The sequence below is a fragment of the Tolypothrix sp. VBCCA 56010 genome, assembly GCF_050875635.1.
Taxonomy (GTDB): domain Bacteria; phylum Cyanobacteriota; class Cyanobacteriia; order Cyanobacteriales; family Nostocaceae; genus Hassallia.
The window spans coordinates 13,684-34,224 of the sequence record NZ_JBPAOH010000028.1 but is presented as its reverse complement, the minus strand read 5'-3'; the positions used below and the strand labels follow the sequence as shown (position 1 = coordinate 34,224).

The following is a 20,541-nucleotide window of genomic DNA, read 5'->3' as shown; positions in this document are numbered from 1 at the left end:
TTGAAGGAGAAAATTAAGGTAGAAATGAAACTGAGTGTCATTATCCCTTGTTTTAATGCAGAGCATACCATCGCCGCTCAACTGGAAGCCCTCGCTAACCAGCAGTGGTCCGAGCCTTGGGAGGTAATTATATCCGATGGCGGCTCAAGCGATCGCACCACAGCAATTGCAGAACAGTATCGAGAAAAGCTACCGAATTTACGGATAGTTGACTCCTCTGACCGACGGGGAATTGCTCATGGTAGAAATGTGGGCGCACTCTTTGCTGCTAGCGAAGCACTTGGCTTCTGCGAGGCTGACGATGAAGTCGGATCTGGTTGGGTAGCGGCTATGGGGGAGGCACTCTCTAAGTATGATTTCGTAGCTGGCTATTGCGAGATCAAGAAACTTAACCAACCTTGGGCAATCAAGGCGAGAACGGGTGGTAGACTGATTGACGGGTGGGAAGATGGCATTCTCAGGGAGAACAGCTTTGTGAAATACGCCATTGCCGGAGGATATACTGTTGGGATTAAACGCTCAGTCCATGAAGCGATCGGCGGATTTGATGAGTCTCTGCCTGCTGGCGATGATGTTGATTATAGTTGGAGAGTGCAGCTAGCTGGGACGAAGCTACATCATATCCCAGATCTCAAGATCCACTATCGGCTGCGCCATACCTTAACTGGTATTTACCGTCAAGCCTATGTATATGGAAGGGGTAGTGTTTATCTATACAGTAAGTATCAACCATTAGGCATCTATTCAGGTCCCTTGCCAGATGTAAAAATCGACTGGAAGCTTCTGCTCAAAGATTTAGTGAAAATCCGTAGCCAGGAACACTTGGCGGCATGGTTATGGAAGGTTGGCTATCAAAGAGGATATCAACAACATTCGTTGACGAATTTCGAGGCTGAAAGCCTTACAAATTAAGGCTGCTTCAAATTAAGCATCAAAGCAAATGTCAATAAATATTGAGAATAAAGTCAATAAATTTTTCGCTGATTGACTTTATTCTCAATATCAAGGACAAACTTTTATGAAGTCGCATCCCAAAATTTTTTCTAGCCAGGTCTTAGCTTCCAGTTCATCGAAACGTTAATGTTATCACTTAGAAACAAGATTTAAATATGAGCATAGAAGCATCACCAGTGAGAATACTTTGGATTGATACAGCAAAAGCATACGGAATGTTCCTAGTCTTTTATGGTCATTTTCTGGAAAAATTAAGTGATTTAGGAAAAGTCTCAGCATTTTTACAATTCAAATTCATTTATTCATTTCACATGCCATTGTTTTTTATATTGGCAGGTTATTTGAGCAAAAAGACCAATTTAAACTATAAAGAATTTTTCCGATACCATTTTACCTCTAGAATAATTCCCGTTATCTTTTTTAATTTATTAGCTATGGCTATTAGTATTCCACAAGATATTTTCTTAGGTTCTTTACATTTAAATAGTTATTTATTTGGTTTAATAAATTTAGTGAAAGGGTGTCCGGTATATAATTTTGTTACATGGTTTCTTGTTTGTTTGTTTACAGTTGAAAACATTCATTTCTTTTTATCTCAATATTTAAACAAAAGTAAGCAATTAATAATTTTTACTGTCATCCTGTTTTTGATTGGGTGGTTAATCAGTTTAAAAATAGAATTCGTTACCTCGGTGACGGGAATAGGAAAGAACTTTTGGTTTGTACACGAATCATTAGTTGCCTATTTATTTTATCAATCTGGAAGTATCTTAAAGAGTTGGGAATTGTTTGACGAAAAAAGAACTTTTCAATTTTTTATTTTGCTCTTTACTGGCTTAATTGTCTTGTTCACCTTCAATTTAAACACAGATCCATTCACCGTAAACAAATCAGCCGTGATTATGGCTATGTCAAGTCATGGAAATCTTGTACTTTTCCCGCTAACTGCCTTAGCAGGTTCACTTTTTGTTATATCCTTAGCGAAGTTAACACCTGACTACCAAATAATTCTTTTCATCGGTCAAAATACCTTAATTTTATTAGGGCTAAATGGGTTATTTTTTAACTTTGTAAATCAATGGATTTTATCATTAATAAATAATCTTTTAACAGACTCACATTTAGTAGTTTTTGAGGCTTGTAGCTTGCTAACTTTAATTTCCCTAGTTTTATGTATCCCGTGTGTATTTATTTTTAATAAGTTTATACCTCAACTTGTAGGAAAGCCAAAAGTTAGTGGACCCTTATTGAAAAACCTGCTTTAAATATACTTCAATAATTACCTAGATGAGGAGAACTAAAGCTAAAAACCTAATATTAGACAAGACTCTCAAGGTCTACAATACCCTCTGCTTTTCCCGCTCAAAGTTGATGTATGACTTGATGATTGGATTGTTTATTAATCGTTGGAATTTGGTCTACCAATTTAGTTGCTAAACGAACATATCTTTAACAGCATCGAAAAAGCTAGAGTCATGCCTGAAAATAAAGCCATTATTATCACAACCATTAATTACCCGACTGATGCCGTCAAAAAGATAGCCAGTAACTACCCAGATTGGAGCTTTATTGTTGTTGGGGACAAGAGAACACCGACTGACTGGAACTGGGAAGGCGTTCAATTTTTGTCCGTGCAGAACCAATTGGCACTTGAGAGTGCTTTCGCCAGGGAATGCCCTTTCAACCACTATGTCCGGAAAAATATCGGTTACCTCAAAGCTATACAGGATGGTGCAAAAGTCATTGCTGAGACAGATGATGACAATATTCCATACGACTCGTTTCTGGTTTGGGTTGACAAGCAAGTGGAAGGTCACCCGGTGCAAAAGCATGGTTGGGAGAACGTCTACACACACTTTACAGACGCTAAAATCTGGCCACGCGGCTTTCCTTTGGAATACATCAACGAGAGTTTTAGGAAAAAGAGCCTTTTGGGTGAGAAATCCACGTTTGATTGCCCTATCCAGCAGTACATCGTTGACGGCGACTCAGACGTCGATGCAATCTATCGGTTAACAACGGAACAAGAGATTAAGTTTAGACCGAACACAGTCATTCTCAAAGACGGTACCTTCTGCCCGTTCAACTCACAGAACACAATTTGGTGGCCAGAGGCATATCCACTTCTCTATTTGCCTAGCTTCGTGAGCTTTCGACTAACTGACATCTGGCGATCGTTTATTGCACAAATCTGCTTGTACAAGCAAGGTAAAAATCTTGCTTTCCGGGAGGCGACCGTTTTTCAGGTGAGGAATAAGCATTCTCTGATTCGTGACTTTAAGGATGAGGTTCCAGGTTACGTAAATAACGTCAGAATTATGGAGATCCTTAGCAGTCTGACGCTATCGGAAGCACCAGACAAGACGAGCGAGAACTTACGTCTGTGCTACGAAAAGTTAGTAGAAGCAGAAATAATTCCACAGGAGGAGTTACATCTGATTGATTTGTGGTTAAAAGACCTCAACCATTTAGGGGCATCCCACTTTTGCAGAAATATCAAATAGCAAACTGACCATTGAGTTGACACTCTCCGTCCTAAAAGTGCGGAGATTCTTGTTTCACAGGGAGATCCAAACAACCGGACGCATCGAGATGCTCAGATTACTTTACCCTCAGCAAGCTTACACCGACTGCCCGACGGCGTTTTGACTCATAGATTTATCGAAACTCTTGCTACGACTCCCACGTTTGTACAAGATTTAGGATTTTTGCTACCAGGGTTCCGGATCAGGAGTTGTCCGCTTGACCTACTTCGCCTTTTTATGTGCGCTTTACCGCTACCTTGTATTGTAGCAGAAGTCGTCCTAGAAGGACGAGGCTTTAAACCCAAAATTTTCGGTAAGCGCAGTAGTAGTACGGCAACGAGAAGGCAAAGCTTTCAGGCTCTGATATTACTACTTGTCGATCGCTAGCTAGTCAGCAATAATTTCAGAAAATGAACGATTTTCCAGGTTATCAAGCCGAACAACAAAGTTTTGTACTGGTATCAGCCGCCAGCTAGAATCACTGAAGATTTCTAGAACTTGCTTGTGATAGTTCAGTAAACTCTCTCGATGACCAACACTGATAAAGGTGGTTTCACTTTCCTGTAGCTGTTGGTAGAGATGCTTCTCGTTTTGCAGATCCAAAGCACTGGTGGCTTCATCCAATAAGGCGTAGCGGGGGCGATTGAGTAAAAGTCTTGCAAAGGCAAGACGCTGTTGTTCTCCTATCGACAAAACGCTACTCCAGTCTAATTCTGCATCAAAGCCACCGACTTTAGAAAGCAACTGGGGAAGGTTAACTTGGTGCAGCACTGACTCTAGTTCTTCATCTGGAATTTCGCGATTAACATTGGGATAAAGCAACTGTTCTCGTAGAGAACCCAGAATCATGTAAGGACGCTGGGGTAAAAACATGATTTCCTCTAAGCTAGGTCGGACAATGCGACCAGATCCCGTGTTCCACAACCCGGCGATCGCCCTTATCAAAGAACTCTTGCCAAGACCACTAGCCCCCATAATCAGTATTCTCTCACCAAGTTCTACTGAAACCGATAAATCTTTAACTAATGTTCGTTCGCCGTTAGGAGTTTGCAAAGTCATTGCTTCTGTGGCAAAGCGGTTGTCCTCCACTAGTTCAATAGTGCTGACATTTTCTTGTTTCTTCGGCGCTGACAAAACCTCCGCAAGGCTAGCCAAACGATTAACCACAGCAGCAAGAGCGCTGAGAGTATCAAATCTACGTACAATCACTGACAGCGCCCCCGAAAGCTGAAAGCACAGCATACTCGCTTGAGTAACAGTCCCTAACTCAACCTGACCGCTAAAATATAATGACCCTAGGGCTAAGTACGGTATGATAAAGATAGAATTTTGATACGCCACGGTTAAAAATTCTATATTCCGCTCCCAACCAACAAGCGAATTCAAGTTCTGCATCAGTTGAGCCAATCGCCCTTTTACTAAACTCAATTCTTGATTTTCTCCACGAGACAAAGCGATAGATTCAGCATTGTCGCGGATTCTCACCAAACCATACCGGAAGTTGGCTTCGTATTGAAGTTTTTCACCGTTAAGATTAACTAACTGTTTACTCAAAAAAATCACGCTCAGGTTAGTCAACACAGAATAAATTACCAGAGTAATAATCAGTAGTTTAGAAATTGTCCAGAGAACGATTCCGTAAGCGATTAAATTAACAACTTGATTTAGAATAGCAACCCAAAAATCCAAGATGGTTTGAGTAAATGATTCAACTTCCTTAGAGATACGCTGGTCTGGGTTATCGATATCAAGATTGGTCTTGAGTTCGTAATAAGCTTTATTGTAGAGATATTTATCAAGAAAATAGTTGGTTAACCATTGTTGCCAGTCGATAAAGAGTTTCTTTTTGATGTATTGGGAAAAAACCATCAAGGGGACGATTACGATTAGCGAAGTGCTGTAAAGTAAGAGCAGGGAAAAATAGTTTGATATCTGGTGTCGAGCCATCACGGTAATCAAGTCCCGACTTAAATAACTGCTCACGACATTCACAACCGTACTTGATAGCAGCAACAACAATATAATCGTTGACATCAACCACGGTTGCCAACGTTCTTGTAACTGTTGCCTGTAGTAGGCAAAACCAGCAATTGTAGCGAGCAAAAGTAAACCAATGAAATAGATAGCTGGCGACTGGATAATCTGGGTAACAGAGTCTGCTAAACCTGGAGCAATACTGTTGAGGATTTCTGGAAAGTAGTGCTGTCCTGCTAAACTGATTGCGCTGACAGTAATAAAAGAAGTTATTAAAAGGAATGCCATTAGCAACAGCAACAGCCCTACAAAAGTTCCTTTTCTATCGGATAGTGGATACCAGTAAGGCTGGACAAGTGCTAAAAATCTTTGCCAAAACTGACGGTCAAATCTGTGGTTTTCACTCATATTCTCAAGGGTTTTTTGCCAAAAAGTTATAAAACCTTCAAATCGTACCTGGAAAGTCAAGACTAGGTTAATTGCACCACCGTCAAATAAACTATTTTATGTTTTAACAGTTCGGAGCTAGTTGCCCATTCAAGCAGGCACACCGCAGAGAGAGCATTTGTGGTAAATTATCAGACAACAATCGAGAGGACTCAACCACGTACCAAAATTCCCTGCGTTGGGTGGACTACCTTTAAAAATTTAACTTTTAAACGCGGCTGTTGCACGGGCGGGGGGAACCCTCCGAGGTTATGTACGGAGGAAACCACAGCGAGGACTTCTGTTTGCACGCAACTGGCTCCTTTGCTACGAGTGCTCCTCCTGTACAGACGTTCCACACTCCCACGTCTGTACCGCTCCTCCTAACTTTTTCATTCGTCTATTTGCCAAGAATCCTTGGTTATTTCTTCATCCAGGATTTTCTTCGGACGAACTACGACAACAATTCGACCCAGCAGAGGAATTGAAGGTGCGGTTTCAAACCATTGAAAATCTAGTTCGCCGGCGTTGTCAACCACAAAGTAGCTGCCATCATCCCATTCTTGCACTGCGCGATCGCAAACTACCAAAACTGTTTCTGATTTCGGTTGTGTTTGGTTGGGCAAGCGATCGCTTTTACATAAAATTACTACTGGATCGGATGCACCTAACACTACTTGCCAACCTGGTAAAGGTACCCAAGCTTGCTCTCCGGCAAATTTTACCATGCGAAATGGTTCAATTTGTTCGACTACAGGAACAGCTTGCAAATCTTGCGTTTTTAATGGCAACTCACCCGCTACGGGCACCAGGCGCGGCAATTCTTCTTCAGATTCCAGGCGGAAAAAGGGTATAATTGGCGCGGGACGTTTAGGAACGACAGTAAAATCAGTTAATAATTGTTCTATTTGCTTTCTGGCAGTTGGCGAATAAGCAAAGCGTAAACCTTTAGCAATTAGACGCGATCGCTCTTGTAAATCTGAGTATTGACGAGCAAGTTTCCAACATTGATAAGCAACTGCATCCCCAGGATGATTAGAAAACCCATCCGGTAAGGTAGGAAAGCGGGAAAAATCTTTGATTGCTTTTGCCACTTCTTTTGCTTCGTCGGCATCAACCTGGTGTTGAAAAGTCAGTTCGGCAGCAGCAGCGCGTTCCGAGTTGGTTAACAAACGCAATTCATATAAAATATCACTACCGCGTGTGCCGTAATGCGTAAGCACTGCTGGTGATGCCCCAGCTTGTTCTATAGAATTGTAAACTTGAGCGCCGACAATTACTTGATTTTGCTGAATCGGTTCAAAACCGGTAGCTTCAAAAATTTCTTGGGGATTGTGCCCAGCTTTTTGCAATTGAGCGATCGCCATTCCCCATTCCACCCAGTTGCCTTGTTTTTGCCTGAGCTTTCGCAGCAACTCTTGTGCTGCATCACCAGCATTGTCATAATTTTCAGGTAGTGGTGGAAATTCAGTCATAATTTGCTCTTAATCGCGCACGATTCCAATATCATTTTAAGGTTTAATTGTTTTCAATTACGCAATTTGTGCAACTGGCGATAAATGCGGATTTTCATTTGTTTTCTGTAGCACTAACTACAGTCTCATTTTACATCCGGGAATTACATCCGTATATTTCCGCAACGTTTCTGAAGTACTTTCAAATAAACTTAGTATGGAATATAACAATCTGAGTACTATTTAAGCAATTATCTTATGGATAATCCCATTTCAGAAATTGATAAAGTCCGCCGTCAATTGATGACTTTAGAACGACCTAAGAAACTGAAAATCCTCGTAGTTGACGATGAGCCAGATAATCTCGATCTGCTTTATCGTACCTTTCGACGTGATTTTCATGTCCTGAAAGCCGATAGCGGTATCAACGCTTTAGAAGTTTTGGCAGCATCCGGGGAAGTAGCGGTAATCATCTCCGATCAGCGGATGCCAGAAATGAAAGGAACTGAGTTTCTCAGCAAGACTGTACCACAATTTCCGGATACAGTCAGGATAATTCTTACAGGTTTTACTGATATTGAAGACTTGGTAGAAGCGATTAACGCCGGACAAGTCTACAAGTATATTACCAAGCCTTGGGACCCAGGTGAACTCAAAGCGGTAGTGCAAAGAGCCGCAGAAACTTACGATTTACTGAAGCAACGTACAGAAGAACTACACCGCGCTCATGCTCAAATTGCCTTGCTGACATTTTTAGCGAAAGTAACCCAAACAACTCCTAACTTAGAAGCAAGTCTGACATCAATTGCTACGGCTTTTAGCGAGACTTTTGCAGCGGATGGCTGCATTTTGCAATTAGTGGAGAAAAATACTCTTGTTAACACTCAAGGGACTTGCAGTAATACAGGTACAATTGAAAATTGGCTAGATCAAGATCCGCTGACAGCAGAGGCGATCGCTAGCGGAAAAATCCAAGTTTCCGTAAATGTACCCAAAGACCAAAAACTCGCTAGTATCGCCCAATATCCAGATAATCAAGTACAAGCACACTTCATTATCCCGATAATTTACCGCTCGGAAGTTTTGGCGGTGTTGTCGCTACAGTGGAAACAACCATGCACTTTGCGAGAAGATGAATTAGAGCTAATTCATACCTCGGCTCAACTAGTTGCGATCGCGCTTACTAGCAGTTGCTGCATCAAAACAAAAATTTAGTCAAAAGTCAACAGTCAATAGTTAGACTCTTGACTGTTGATTTCTAAGTAAATATTGCTTAATCTTCTTTTTCAAGTTCATTAATTTTGATGGCTGAAGGCAAGCTTTCGCAAGGCAGGGGAAGCTTTCGCAAGGCAGGGGGAGAAAAAAACTTGGTTTTCTTACCATAAACCCCGCAAAGTTTATGAAGGTGAACTACTAGAAACAGCATGTTTATTTGTTGAACGTGTAAAACTTGAATTTGTACGAAAAGTAAGACCCCTCTAAATAGGGGTCTTTTTGATATTCCGAATATGAACCAAAGCAAGAATAATATAGATGTTCGCGCTATTTTTGACCGCATTGCCCCTGTTTATGACCAGTTGAACGATTGGTTAAGTCTGGGACAACACCGCATCTGGAAGGAAATGGCAGTCAAATGGAGCGAAGCCAAACCAGGTGATACTTGCCTAGATTTATGTTGTGGAAGTGGTGATTTAGCTTTGCGTTTAGCGCGACGTGTAAAAGTCACGGGAAAAGTTTACGGAGTGGACTTTTCCCCCAACTTACTAGAATGTGCCAGACAACGCTCTAGAGCGCAATATCCCCAACCGCCTATTACCTGGTTAGAAGCAGACGTGCTAAATTTACCCTTTGAGGACAATTCTTTTGCCGCTGCGACAATGGGCTATGGTTTAAGAAATGTTACAGATATTCAACGCTGCCTGAAAGAATTACACCGCGTCTTGCAACCGAGCGCAAAAGCCGCAATTTTAGACTTTCATCGTCCAAGCAATTCGCAAATCCGCGCTTTTCAGCAGTTTTATTTAGATAATCTCGTTGTCCCGCTGGCAGACTACTTGGGTGTTAAAGAAGAATACGCTTACATCAGTCCCAGCTTAGATCGTTTTCCCATCGGCAAAGAGCAAGTAGAGCTAGCTCGTCAAGTTGGTTATGCAACTGCCACACACTACCCCATCGCGAACGGTATGATGGGAATGCTGGTAGTCAGCAAAAATTAGTGAAGAGTTAAGAGTCAAAAGTGATGAATTAATTCCTAACTCTTAGTACAGACGCGATTGATCGCGTCTCTACAACTCCTAACTCCTACTCCGTTCTCCTAACTCTTTTAATTCTTCCCTTGGATTGGTCTCATCTCTGGCTTTACGTGTCTCCCCCGGTAGTGGGTGGAATTATTGGCTATTTCACGAATGATATAGCCATCAAAATGTTATTTCGTCCCTACCGGGCACTTTACATTGGTACAAAAAGGGTTCCGTTCACCCCTGGATTAATTCCTCGCAATCAAGAACGCCTTGCGAAGAATATTTCTAATACAATTATGGGGTCGTTGCTGACACCCGAAGAATTGCAAAAGCTGGCACGGCGTCTGTTGCAAACAGAACGGGTGCAATCAGGGATTCTTTGGTTGTTGCAATTGGCGATCGAGCAAATTAAAGGCGATAAACAACATAAAAGTACAAAGATTGTCGCGGGAATTTTGCGCGATTTGTTAGGAGAATCTTTGCCACGTCTTTTGAAGGTTTTGGCGCGACAAGAAGACTTTTTAGAAACGCAAATAAATCAAATTTTTGACCAAATATTACTGGAATTTAAACTCAGCGAAGAACAATCTACTCGGCTTGCTGATTGGTTATTGCAAGTAGTTTTACCGCCAGATGCAATCCGCCAAATAATTATTGATTTTTTGACCGATCGCACGATTCAAATTATTGATGAAAGCTTTCGCGAAAAAACCAGCGGTACTTATTGGGTAGTGGCAAATTTGTTTGGTTTACGCAATACTTTAACTCGATTGCGGACATTTTGCTTAGATGAAAAAGAGGTGACAAATCAACGCATAAAAGAATTAATTCAAGAATTGCAAATGCGCGATCGCCTGAGAAAAATCCTGCAAAATATATCTTTACAAAACTTGCCAATGGGGACGGTGCGCCAATTGCGAAAGACTACGCGCGAAAGTGTGCGTCATTACCTGCAAACAAGTGGCGGTGATTTACTACAAGGATTAACTGATTCCGTTGACTGGGAAAATATTGCTTCATTATTACTAAATCGTCTTAGCACTTCTCCGGTTGTTAGTTCTTCTTTAGATGTGGTGAGTGAAGAACTGGCGCTAATTTTAGATAAGTATTTAGAAAAAGATTTAGAAAAGATTGTCGCTCAGGCGATACCCATTTTGTCAATAGATCAAGTGATTGTCGATCGCGTCAAGTCAACATCACCCGCTGATTTAGAAGCTGCTATTGAGGGAATTGTCAAAAATGAATTGCAGGCGATCGTTACTTTAGGCGGTATTTTAGGTTTTATCGTCGGGTTATTTCAGGTAGTGTTATTGTTTTTTAGTCAATAGAGATTTATACTAATTTATATTTTGATGTAGAGCGATGTCTTGCGACAAGTCGCTCCTTTGTTTACGCACTTTTTTCTAAAACTTGATGAAAAGAGCGATCGCTCTGGACTCTGTTAGAGAAATTGGTTCTCCTAACAGCCAAGTGGCAAAGTCGGTAGAGAAATTTTCAAAAAAGAAATTTGCAAACATTATCGAACATTCCCAAATCCTACCATTAACTAGCTGGCGAACTTCCTCTGCATTCTCGGTGCAACTAGACGAAGCATGATTGCTAAAACTAATAAGATAACTAAAGGTAAATAAATCAGCATTGACTGTTGAATTCTCAGGCTGAATTCCAGCGTAAACGCTAACCAGAAAAAGTGCATTCCTATAGTGTGCAAAATTTTCCAAGCACGTTGACCGATTAAAGCAGCCGGACGCTGAAAGGATGTTATAGTCATGGCTATGAGTAATAAATAACCGAAAGTGCCGCCTGGGTCAAATTTGGGAGTTAATCCAGAAGTGGCAAACCATAATCCGATCAGAGCGATCGCATGATAAGTATGCGACACTGCCATTGATATCCCTAAATAACGGCGATTCTTTAAAAGCCATGCAGTGAAAGAATTTGACCAAATTCGCCGAAGTGCGGATGCGACAAAAGCACTAAGAAATAGGATACACGAAGTACGGGCAGTTGCTCTGATTGCCATCCGCATTGCTTGCTCATCAATACCATAAAATAACCAGATGACAGCAACCATAGCACCAATTATCAGCGTTGATAAACCAACGATATTCCAACCTTGAAAAGCGATAGTACCTTTCATACATTCTTACTTGTACTTTACTGCTGATTGGTACTTAATTTAGCGATCGCTTCGTGTCGCTGTCTTGCCTAATATTCCGAAAAATGTCTTAATCTTCACTTATATTGAAACTCCATCCCTTCATCGGTCAAATTCTCCGCGCCTCCTAACTGCTAACTCCGCGCCTCCTAACTGCTAACTCTTAACTCCTAACTTTTAACTCCTAACTTCTTTTACAGCGCGTCTCGATATACCTTTGGTGTTGTTTTGGTATGTTCGCGAAACACTCTGGTAAAATGACTTTGACTTTGAAAGCCGACTTGGTGACAGATTTCTACAAGTGTCAATTCCCGTTTTAGCAATAACTGCTTTGCTTTATCGATTCGGCATTTCATCACATATTGATGCGGTGTCAAACCTGTAGATTGCTTAAATAAACTAGCAAAATAATGCGGACTCATCTGCACTGAAGCTGCAACTTCAGCTAAAGTTAAATTGTGGTCTAAATGTTCATTGATGTAATTTACAGCTTCCCTTAATCTATACTTGGGCAAACCACCTGTATAGTTTTTAATCTGCTGTTGACGTACAGAATATCTTCTCAGTAAATGCACTGAAAGCGCTGTTGCCATCGATTCTGCATAAAGCCGACTGTCAGCGCCGGAGGCTTCTAATTCAGCTTTTAATGCCAATCCCATATGCTGAATTAACGGGTCGCGTATGTGCCACTGCGGTACAAGTTCGGTATAAGCTGCCACAGATTCACCAGCAACACGGTTAAGAATTGCAGGTTCAAGAAATAGTTCAACTAATGGAACTTCCCGATCAATCTGTGTTCTGGGGAAAGGTTGCGAAGCTGGGATAATCGCAATATCACCCTTAGCATAATCCACTTGCTGCCAACTTTCGTTTAACATATAGCTGGCACGAAAATTATCAAGAGCAATAACGATAAAGTGCCGACCCATGTACATTTCCGGTGTTTCGTCGCGTGGTTCTATTTCATACAATAGGTTCAAGCCTTCCCATCCTGCCTCAAAGCTGGAGAGGAGATGTAAATGTTCAGGAGGTTCGTTGTTAGACACGGCTAAAGTCGGCTTTGATGATTTTTATCGCGTGCTTGAGCGGCTTGTCGCTAGGATAATGCATATATAAGTCTAAAAATCATCCACTATTTGAATATGTGTAAATAGTATGCATTCCCAACTTACCGATGCCCAAAATTTGCTTTCTGACTTGATTGCCCGTTACTCATCTAGAGTAGATTATCTCATGATTCGCCTGGAAGAAGCAGAAGATACTGATATTTTGTTACGTGGTGACAAGATAGAAACTCTAAGCGAAGGTATTTCAATTGGCGGACAAATTCGCGCTTGTTATAAAGGTGGCTGGGGTTTAAGTAGTTTTAACCAGTTAGCGACAATTAAAGAGCGGATAGAAGAAGCGATCGCCGCAGCGCGGATGGTTGGTGATGAAGAAACTATACTTGCCCCGATAGAAACGGTACAAGCGATATGCACTTTACCGCTTACAGGTACTGACCCGCGAAAAATTGCCTTGGTGGAGAAAAAACAATTGTGCGATCGCTACACCGATTTACTCAAAAGCGCTGACCATCGCATTGCTACTACTTCAGTTAGCTACGGTGACAGTTCCCAAAGAATCATCCTCGCCACTTCCGAAGGCACTTTAATTGAGCAATCTTGGGTGGATATGGAAATGCGCTTTGCCGCTACCGCTAAAGACGGCGAAACTGTGCAAACTGGCAGGGAAACCACCGGCTCTCGCAAAGCTTATGAAGATTTAGCACATTTGGATGAACAAGTCAAGAGTGCTGCTCAAAGGGCAGTAGCAGCTTTATCTCTGCCATCAGTGAAAGGTAATACTTATGCTGTGGTGATTGATCCAGTTCTCACCGGGTTGTTTGTCCACGAAGCCTTTGGACATCTTTCTGAGGCAGATATGGCTTACGAAAATCCAGATTTGCTGGAAGTAATGACTATTGGTCGGCGGTTTGGTGCAAAAGAGTTGCAAATTTTTGATGGTGCTGCACCTCAGGGACATCGCGGTAGTTATTTTTACGATGACGAAGGTACACCTGCGACTACCACTCAACTGATTAAAGATGGCGTTTTGGTGGGACGTTTGCATTCTCGCGAAACCGCCGGCAAATTGGATGAAGCGCCTACAGGCAATGCACGTTGTCTCAATTATCACTATTCGCCAATAGTGCGGATGACGAATACCTGGATTGAAAGGGGTAAAACGCCAGTAGAAGATTTATTTACTGGTATCAAAGAGGGAGTGTACGCCCGTAATTGGTTGGGGGGAATGACAAACGGGGAAATGTTCACCTTTAGCGCTGGGGAAGCGTGGATGATTAGAAATGGCAAAATTGCCGAACCGGTGCGGGATGTGACGCTTTCGGGTAATGTTTTTCAAACTTTAGCAGATATAGAAGCGATCGGTGATGACTTTTACTGGGATGAATCCGGTGGTTGCGGTAAAGGTGGACAAGATGGTTTACCTGTCGGTTGTGGTGGACCGAGTTTAAGAATACGTGATGTGGTGGTTGGGGGGGAAGCTTAATTAAGTTAGGAGTATTGAGTTAGGAGTTAAGTAGTTCAACATTAAAAAACATCAAATGTAGGGTGCGTTAGCGAAGCGCATAACGCACCCTACACGGGAGTTATGCTAAATTCAGCTTGATGCCATAAAACAAGGACTTCTTCAATGACAGCTTCTATAGAACGTAGCTTAAACAAAATACCACCTTTAGAAAGTGGCGATAGACTCAGCCGCCACGAATTTGAGCGCCGCTATACAGCAATGCCGCAGCTCAAGAAAGCAGAATTAATTGAAGGAGTCGTCTACGTGTCATCGCCATTACGTTTCAAAAGTCATGGACAACCTCACGGTGATTTAATTATTTGGTTAGGAACTTACAAGGTTTCCACCCCAGGAGTAGAGTTAGGTGATAATGCTACAGTTCGCCTCGATTTAGACAATGAACCACAGCCGGATGTTCTATTATTAATCGATGAAAAATTGGGCGGACAGGCAAAAATTAGTGAAGATGACTACATCGAAGGCGCACCAGAGTTAGTGGCAGAAGTTGCCGCTAGTAGTGCATCAAATGACTTGTATGATAAGAAACGCGCATACCGTCGCAATGGCGTGCAAGAATATATTGTTTGGCAGATTTTAGAAAATAAAGTTGATTGGTTCAGCTTGCAAAATGACGAGTATGTAACATTAGAAGCTGATGCAAATGGTGTGATTAAAAGTCGGACATTTCCCGGTTTGTGGTTAGATATGACAGCGCTATTAACAGGAGAAATGACTAAAGTTTTAGCGGTACTGCAAGAAGGTTTGAATTCGTCAGAACATCAAGCTTTTGTTGAACGTTTGTCACGCCAATCTTAATTTTGAGATATATCATAGTTAATAAAATCAAGGAATCGTGTTATGTCTCAACCCGTTACGGAAATTTCAACGCCTCAAGGTGTAACGGAAGATGTTATTTTTCCTAAAGGAGATTTACTGAGTGACGAACCCCCTTTGGAAACCGATCGCCATCGAGAACAAATCGATTTTCTGATTCGTTTAATTAAATGGTTGTGGCGCGACCGCCATGATTTTTACACCACAGGCAACCTAACTATTTACTATAGTCCTAACCAAAAGAAATCTGAAGACTTTCGCGGACCAGATTTTTTTGTTGTTCTGGATACAGAAAAAAAAGACCGTAAAAGCTGGGTAGTCTGGCAAGAAGACGGTAAATATCCGAATATAATCATTGAGTTGCTGTCTGACTCAACCGCAGCAGTTGATAAAAATTTTAAAAAGCAGCTTTACCAAAATACCTTTAGAACTCCTGATTATTTTTGGTTTGACCCAGAAAATTACGAATTTAAAGGGTTTCATCTAGTAGACGGTAAATATCAAGAACTGACACCAACCTCTGAAGGTTTATTGTGGAGTCAACAGTTAGGGTTATATTTGGGAATTTATCAGGAAAAATTGCGCTTTTTTACTGCCGAGGGACAGCCAGTACTTCTACCAGAGGAGGAAGTAAGTCAACAATTACAAGAAATTAACCAACAATTAGCACAAGAACGATTACGAGCCGATCGCTTGGCTGAACGTTTACGCGCAGCTGGAATTGATCCAGACCAAATTTAGAGTATCTTTTCCATAAAGACGGTACAAAGGCTGTCATTGTAACGCTCAATTACATAAAAGCCGAGTTGCTTATAGAGTTTCACAGCTTGTGCTTGTTTTTGTTCATCTCCACAGTCCAGTCTGACTTTCTTGTAACCTGCTTTCTTGGCAAAATCTAAGAGCATCTGTGCCATTTTTTTGCCAAATCCTTGTCCTCGGTAATCTTTGAGCAACCACATCCGCTTCAGTTCGCAGATTTCGTCATTTAAACGCCTAATTCCTCCGCTACCAACAACTTTATCATCATCGACAAGTACCAAGAATGTACCTTTATTATCCAAATAGTGGGATGGCATGTCATCTATATCTGATAACGAATCATGATTTCTAATTAATTCTTCAGGAACTTGAAGTATTTCTGAGCATACTGCAAATATAATTTGTTTAACTTCTTCAATTTGGTGTAATTTTATCGTTGTGATTTCTCTCATTTGTATTATTAATACTTAAAGCAAAATCTACCTGTTTTAACAACGCATCTTTAGTAGAGTTGTTATCTAACACAATATCAGCACGCGCTGCTTTTTCGGTAATCGGCATTTGACTCTTAATTCTGGCTTGTGCTTGTTCTAAAGTTAAATTATTCCGCTGCATTAATCTTGCTAATTGTTGTTGTTCCGAACAGCTTACTACCCAAATTTCTGTCACTAAATCAGTCATTTGCGCTTCAAATAGTAAAGGCACAACAAACACCAGTAGAGACGCGATAACCTGTGTCTCTACAATAGCGCGATCGCGCACGTAAGGATGAATCAAATTCTCTACCCAACTGCGTTCTGTTTGATTGTTAAAGATAATTTCGCCTAACTTAAGACGGTTGAGGCTTTTATCTGCAAGTAAAATTTGTTCTCCGTAACGTTGAGCGATCGCTTGAAGTATTGGCGAATTTATAGATACTGCATCTCTAGCATATATATCTGCATCAAAAATCGGCAAGTTGTAAGCTGTAGCTAAATAATTTGCAACAGTACTTTTGCCTGTAGCAATACCTCCAGTTAAACCAATTATACGTTTCATTGGGCATTGGGCATTGGGCATTGGGCATTGGTAATTGGTAATTGGGCATGGGGCAATGGGCATTGGACAAAGAACCACTAACCACTAACCACTAACAACTATCAACTAACAACTAACTACTAACTACTAACTACTAACCACCCATTCTATCAAAGCTTGCGTTAATCCTTCTAAAGTATGTTCTTCAGCTTCGACATCCACACGTCCTAGTAAAGAACGACAATCTTTAGAGGTTTGCGGACCAATAGAAGCAATACAAATTCCTTCTAAAGAATTTGCTAGTGAGTTGACTGAAAATAGTTTTGTTGTCAGTTTATTGAAACATTGTACAGTTTTAGAACTAGCAAAAGTAATAATATCCACACTTTTATTTTGCAGCGCTAATTCTGCCGCTGAAGGGATGCTATTTGGACAGCAAGATTGATATGCTGCAACTTCTGTTACCTCTGCACCTTTAGCGGTGAATTCTTTTACTAAAACTTCTCTTCCTCCGCTTTCAACTCTGGGAAATAATATCTTTTTTCCTGTCAGTTCTTCAGGAAAGTTTGCTATTAACGAATCGGCGATAAAATTGGGGGGAATAAAGTCTGGTTGCAAACTGTGTTCTTTGAGTCTTTGAGCGGTTTTTTCACCGACAACGGCAATTTTGATATTAGCTAAAGCACGGTTATCTATATTTTGTGTGTTCAGCCGTTCAAAAAAGTAGTCTATGGCATTGGTGGAAGTGAGAATTAACCAATGAAAATCGGATAAATGCGCGATCGCATTATCTAAAGGTTCCCAACTCGAAGGGGAAACTATTTCTAATGTTGGCATTTCAATCACAGTAGCACCAACTTCAGTCAGGCGATCGCTAAATTGGCTCGATTGTCCAACTGAACGTGTAACTAAGATTGTTTTACCGACGAGGGGGAGGGAGGAGGAGGGGGGGAGGGGGGAAGGGGGAGAGGGGGGGATATTGTTCACGGTTTCGGTGTGCGGAGAATTGTCTTAGTCTATATTCTCAGATTGTAGGTATCTGCGTAAGCCGACAACTTCCCCAATGACTATTACCACTGGTGATAAAGATTCTTGAGCGGTTTCTTGGAGAATATTGCCAAGTTGAGCTATGATAATTTTTTCTTGGGGAGTACCCGCCCAACGGATAATAGCAATGGGTGTTAAACGCGATCGCCCGTACCGCAGCAATTGATGTACAATTTCAGGTAAATTTCGCCCTCCCATCAAAATTACCAGCGTTTCTAAACGTGATAGCGCTTCCCAATCTAAAGCTTCTGGTTCATGCGCTGTAAACACTGCAAAACATCGACTTAAAACCGGATCTGTCAGGGGAATTCCTGCAAGTAAGGGTGCTGCTAAAGCTGAGGAAATTCCTGGTATCACTTCAAACTGACAACCTGCTTTTTTTAAAGCTTCAATTTCCGAAGTACAGCGTCCAAAAATAAACGGATCGCCTGATTTTAAGCGTACAACTTGTTGATTTTGCTGACAATGTTTGACGAGTAAGTTGTTAATTTCAACTTGCGGTGTACTCGGTTTCCCACCGCGTTTGCCTACATCTAATTTGAGACAATCAGATGGTACTAATTCTAATAATTGGGCATCTACTAAAGCGTCGTAAACTAAAACTTCTGCCTGAGCTAAGAGATGATAAGCTTTGACGGTGAGGTATGCGACATCTCCTAATCCTGCACCTACGAGGTAGACTTTACCTTTTTGTTTAGTCATGACTTCTGGAGGATTTTTAACCGCAGATAAACGCGATCTAATGTAGTAAGCACGGAGAGTGCTTAAAAGACTAGTTTTGAGCGGTAAACCGCTCACTACGACGAATTAAGATTAAAAGTTTAATTTATTTGTGTAGTGTTGATTTTTTGGAATAGCCGATCAACTCGTTCAAGCATCTTGGAGTTTCCTTGCGCTTGAAATAATTCTCTGGCTTTTTTCAAAGCAACGATCGCATCATCTAGTTGTTGTTGCCTTCCTAAAGTTACTGCTAAATTATAATAGGCGTAGCCATTCTTTGGATCGAGGCTGATGGCTTTTTTGTATTGAGCGATCGCTTCACTTGGTTTACCTTGATCGTCTAGCGCATTTCCTAAACCGTTGTAAGCTTGTACATACTTGGGATCGAGGCGAATTGTTTCTGTATATTCAGCGACTGCTTCTGTTAGCTTATCTTGATCGTATAATGCTGACGCTAAGTTGTAATGAGCCGATACATATTTGGGATTGAGGCTAATTGCTTTTCTATATTGAGCGATCGCTTCTTCTTTTTTGCCTTGAATTTCTAAAGCTTGTCCTAAACCGCTGTAACCTGCTGGATTTGTTGGTTCTAGGCGAATGGCTTCTGTATATTCAGCGATTGCTTCTGTTATTTTACCTTGTCCGTGCAATGCAGTTGCTAAATAATAGTGAGCGGCTGCATATTTTGGTTCAAGACTAATAGCTTTTTGATATTGTGCGATCGCTTCAGAGATTTTGCCTTGATCGTACAAAGCATTTCCCAAATGTGCTAATGCTGGTGCATAATTGGGTTCTAGGCGAATCGTTTCTGTATATTGTGCGATCGCTTCTGTTAGCTTACCTTGATTGTAGAGAGCATTGCCTAAGTTATAGCGAGCTCTTACATATTTTGGATCGAGGCTGATGGCTTTTTGATATTGAGCGATCGCATCATCTAATCTATTCAGCCGTGCTAAAGTCAAACCCAAATTAAAGTATGCTCCAGATTCTTCTGGTTCTAGACTAATCGCTTTTTTGTAACTAGCGATCGCTTCACTTGACTTCCCTTGATCGTCAAGAGTATTTCCCAAACCAATATAAGCTTTAGCAAAGTTTGGTTGCAACTCGATTGCTTTTCTAAAAGCTGCTTCCGATCCTTTTAAATCTCCTTGTTCATAAAGATTTACACCTTCCTCAAAGCTAGCAACTGCGTTTTTGTTAAAAGGTGCTATCCTCTCTGAAGCGTCTGGTTTGTTTTGTTCACCTACGCTGACAATCACACCAAAAGCAGTATTAAGATTTGTCAAACATAAGCTGATAATAGTTGCAGTCAGCAAACTTGTTGTTTTCAGCATTTTACTAAAATATTTACATTTGGTTTAAATGCTTACTTTGTCTTGAATTACATCTCAGATAATTTACTTGATCTAGCTTTCATTTTATCTAATAATTGAGTTATTTTCTCAACTTTTTCGGTTTGTCGTTGTTTTTGCAATAAATCTTTAGCTAATTGCAGGTTTTTTATCGCTTCTTCTCGTTTCTCTTGTTGCATGAGAACATTAGACAAACGCAAGTAAGCATCAGCATATTTGGGACTGCGATTAATCACTTCACCAAAGATTTCCGCTGCTGATTCTAAATTACCTTGTTGCACCAAAACATCTCCCAACAGCAAGCGAACCACATCATTAGTAGAGTTAATCGAAATTACTTTGCGAAAAATCGCTTCTGCACCTGGATAATCTTCTTGTTGATAAAGAGTTACTCCTTGTTGAAACAAATTTGAAGTAATCAAAGTTTTCGCCGAAAAATACATCAAAATGGCGATAGCGAGAATGACTACAGCTATAGCAAAAATTGAAGTTGAGGGAATTTCTAACATG

The 20,541-nt window shown here is 41.0% G+C and carries 17 protein-coding genes and 2 pseudogenes; 9 read left to right on the top strand and 10 right to left on the bottom strand.

Features of this window, described 5'->3' with window-relative positions; translation table 11 throughout:
* The first annotated feature begins 24 nt into the window (after positions 1-24).
* The 3 genes from AABK37_RS12320 to AABK37_RS12310 all read left to right on the top strand — a co-directional run bounded on the left by AABK37_RS12320 (position 25) and on the right by AABK37_RS12310 (position 3,458).
* The gene (locus AABK37_RS12320) at positions 25-912 is read left to right on the top strand and encodes a glycosyltransferase (RefSeq protein WP_432551852.1); all 888 of its coding nucleotides are present in this window, start codon (positions 25-27) and stop codon (positions 910-912) included.
* Between the two features lie 197 nt (positions 913-1,109).
* Positions 1,110-2,219, top strand: coding sequence for an acyltransferase family protein (locus AABK37_RS12315; RefSeq protein WP_432551851.1), 1,110 nt, complete (start codon positions 1,110-1,112; stop codon positions 2,217-2,219).
* 210 nt (positions 2,220-2,429) lie between these two features.
* On the top strand, positions 2,430-3,458 hold the full coding sequence (locus AABK37_RS12310) for an STELLO glycosyltransferase family protein (RefSeq protein ID WP_432551850.1): 1,029 nt from the start codon (positions 2,430-2,432) through the stop codon (positions 3,456-3,458).
* Positions 3,459-3,866: 408 nt separating this feature from the next.
* Here the strand turns inward: AABK37_RS12310 and AABK37_RS12305 are convergent, their stop codons facing one another.
* Positions 3,867-5,861 carry an ABC transporter ATP-binding protein/permease gene (locus AABK37_RS12305; RefSeq protein WP_432551849.1) on the bottom strand — a complete coding sequence of 665 codons (1,995 nt, stop codon included), beginning with the start codon at positions 5,859-5,861 and terminating at the stop codon, positions 3,867-3,869.
* Positions 5,862-6,271: 410 nt separating this feature from the next.
* Complete coding sequence (locus AABK37_RS12300) at positions 6,272-7,354, bottom strand: RuBisCO accumulation factor 1 (protein WP_432551848.1); 1,083 nt, start codon at positions 7,352-7,354, stop codon at positions 6,272-6,274.
* Positions 7,355-7,591: 237 nt separating this feature from the next.
* On the opposite strand from AABK37_RS12300, the gene AABK37_RS12295 reads away from it, so the two are divergent.
* From AABK37_RS12295 to AABK37_RS12285, 3 genes are all read left to right on the top strand, one after another.
* Positions 7,592-8,548, top strand: coding sequence for a response regulator (locus tag AABK37_RS12295; RefSeq protein WP_432551847.1), 957 nt, complete (start codon positions 7,592-7,594; stop codon positions 8,546-8,548).
* A 293-nt stretch (positions 8,549-8,841) separates the two neighbouring features.
* Positions 8,842-9,549, top strand: a complete 708-nt coding sequence (gene ubiE / locus AABK37_RS12290; protein ID WP_432551846.1) for a bifunctional demethylmenaquinone methyltransferase/2-methoxy-6-polyprenyl-1,4-benzoquinol methylase UbiE — start codon at positions 8,842-8,844, stop codon at positions 9,547-9,549.
* Positions 9,550-9,668: 119 nt separating this feature from the next.
* On the top strand, positions 9,669-10,901 hold the full coding sequence (locus AABK37_RS12285; RefSeq protein WP_432551845.1) for a DUF445 domain-containing protein: 1,233 nt from the start codon (positions 9,669-9,671) through the stop codon (positions 10,899-10,901).
* 108 nt (positions 10,902-11,009) lie between these two features.
* Here AABK37_RS12285 and AABK37_RS12280 read toward each other — a convergent pair.
* The 3 genes and pseudogenes from AABK37_RS12280 to AABK37_RS12270 all read right to left on the bottom strand — a co-directional run.
* A pseudogene (locus tag AABK37_RS12280) lies at positions 11,010-11,100 on the bottom strand (Rpn family recombination-promoting nuclease/putative transposase); the annotation flags it as partial.
* Between the two features lie 19 nt (positions 11,101-11,119).
* Positions 11,120-11,713, bottom strand: coding sequence for a hypothetical protein (locus AABK37_RS12275; protein ID WP_432551844.1), 594 nt, complete (start codon positions 11,711-11,713; stop codon positions 11,120-11,122).
* A 212-nt stretch (positions 11,714-11,925) separates the two neighbouring features.
* Positions 11,926-12,777, bottom strand: coding sequence for an AraC family transcriptional regulator (locus AABK37_RS12270; RefSeq protein ID WP_432551843.1), 852 nt, complete (start codon positions 12,775-12,777; stop codon positions 11,926-11,928).
* Positions 12,778-12,886: 109 nt separating this feature from the next.
* Here AABK37_RS12270 and AABK37_RS12265 point away from each other — a divergent pair, with 109 nt between their 5' ends.
* The 3 genes from AABK37_RS12265 (at position 12,887) to AABK37_RS12255 (ending at position 15,877) form a co-directional block, all read left to right on the top strand.
* A complete protein-coding gene (locus AABK37_RS12265) occupies positions 12,887-14,281 on the top strand; it encodes a TldD/PmbA family protein (RefSeq protein ID WP_432551842.1) in 1,395 nt (464 codons plus the stop codon).
* A gap of 144 nt (positions 14,282-14,425) precedes the next feature.
* The gene (locus AABK37_RS12260; RefSeq protein WP_432551841.1) at positions 14,426-15,118 is read left to right on the top strand and encodes a Uma2 family endonuclease; all 693 of its coding nucleotides are present in this window, start codon (positions 14,426-14,428) and stop codon (positions 15,116-15,118) included.
* A 42-nt stretch (positions 15,119-15,160) separates the two neighbouring features.
* Entirely contained in the window at positions 15,161-15,877 is a 717-nt protein-coding gene (locus tag AABK37_RS12255) for a Uma2 family endonuclease (protein WP_432551840.1), read from the top strand.
* Here AABK37_RS12255 and AABK37_RS12250 read toward each other — a convergent pair.
* From AABK37_RS12250 to AABK37_RS12230, 5 genes and pseudogenes are all read right to left on the bottom strand, one after another.
* Positions 15,874-16,347 (bottom strand): GNAT family N-acetyltransferase, encoded by a 474-nt coding sequence (locus AABK37_RS12250; protein ID WP_432551839.1) that lies wholly within the window; start codon positions 16,345-16,347, stop codon positions 15,874-15,876. The two genes, AABK37_RS12255 and AABK37_RS12250, sit on opposite strands and share 4 nt — an antisense overlap.
* On the bottom strand, positions 16,310-16,933 hold the full coding sequence (gene coaE, locus AABK37_RS12245; protein WP_432551884.1) for a dephospho-CoA kinase: 624 nt from the start codon (positions 16,931-16,933) through the stop codon (positions 16,310-16,312). Before coaE ends, AABK37_RS12250 begins: the two co-directional genes overlap by 38 nt.
* A gap of 126 nt (positions 16,934-17,059) precedes the next feature.
* Positions 17,060-18,661: pseudogene (cobA, locus tag AABK37_RS12240) on the bottom strand (uroporphyrinogen-III C-methyltransferase).
* A gap of 119 nt (positions 18,662-18,780) precedes the next feature.
* Entirely contained in the window at positions 18,781-20,013 is a 1,233-nt protein-coding gene (locus AABK37_RS12235) for a tetratricopeptide repeat protein (protein WP_432551838.1), read from the bottom strand.
* Between the two features lie 47 nt (positions 20,014-20,060).
* Positions 20,061-20,540 (bottom strand): tetratricopeptide repeat protein, encoded by a 480-nt coding sequence (locus AABK37_RS12230; protein WP_432551837.1) that lies wholly within the window; start codon positions 20,538-20,540, stop codon positions 20,061-20,063.
* Position 20,541: the final 1 nt, after the last annotated feature.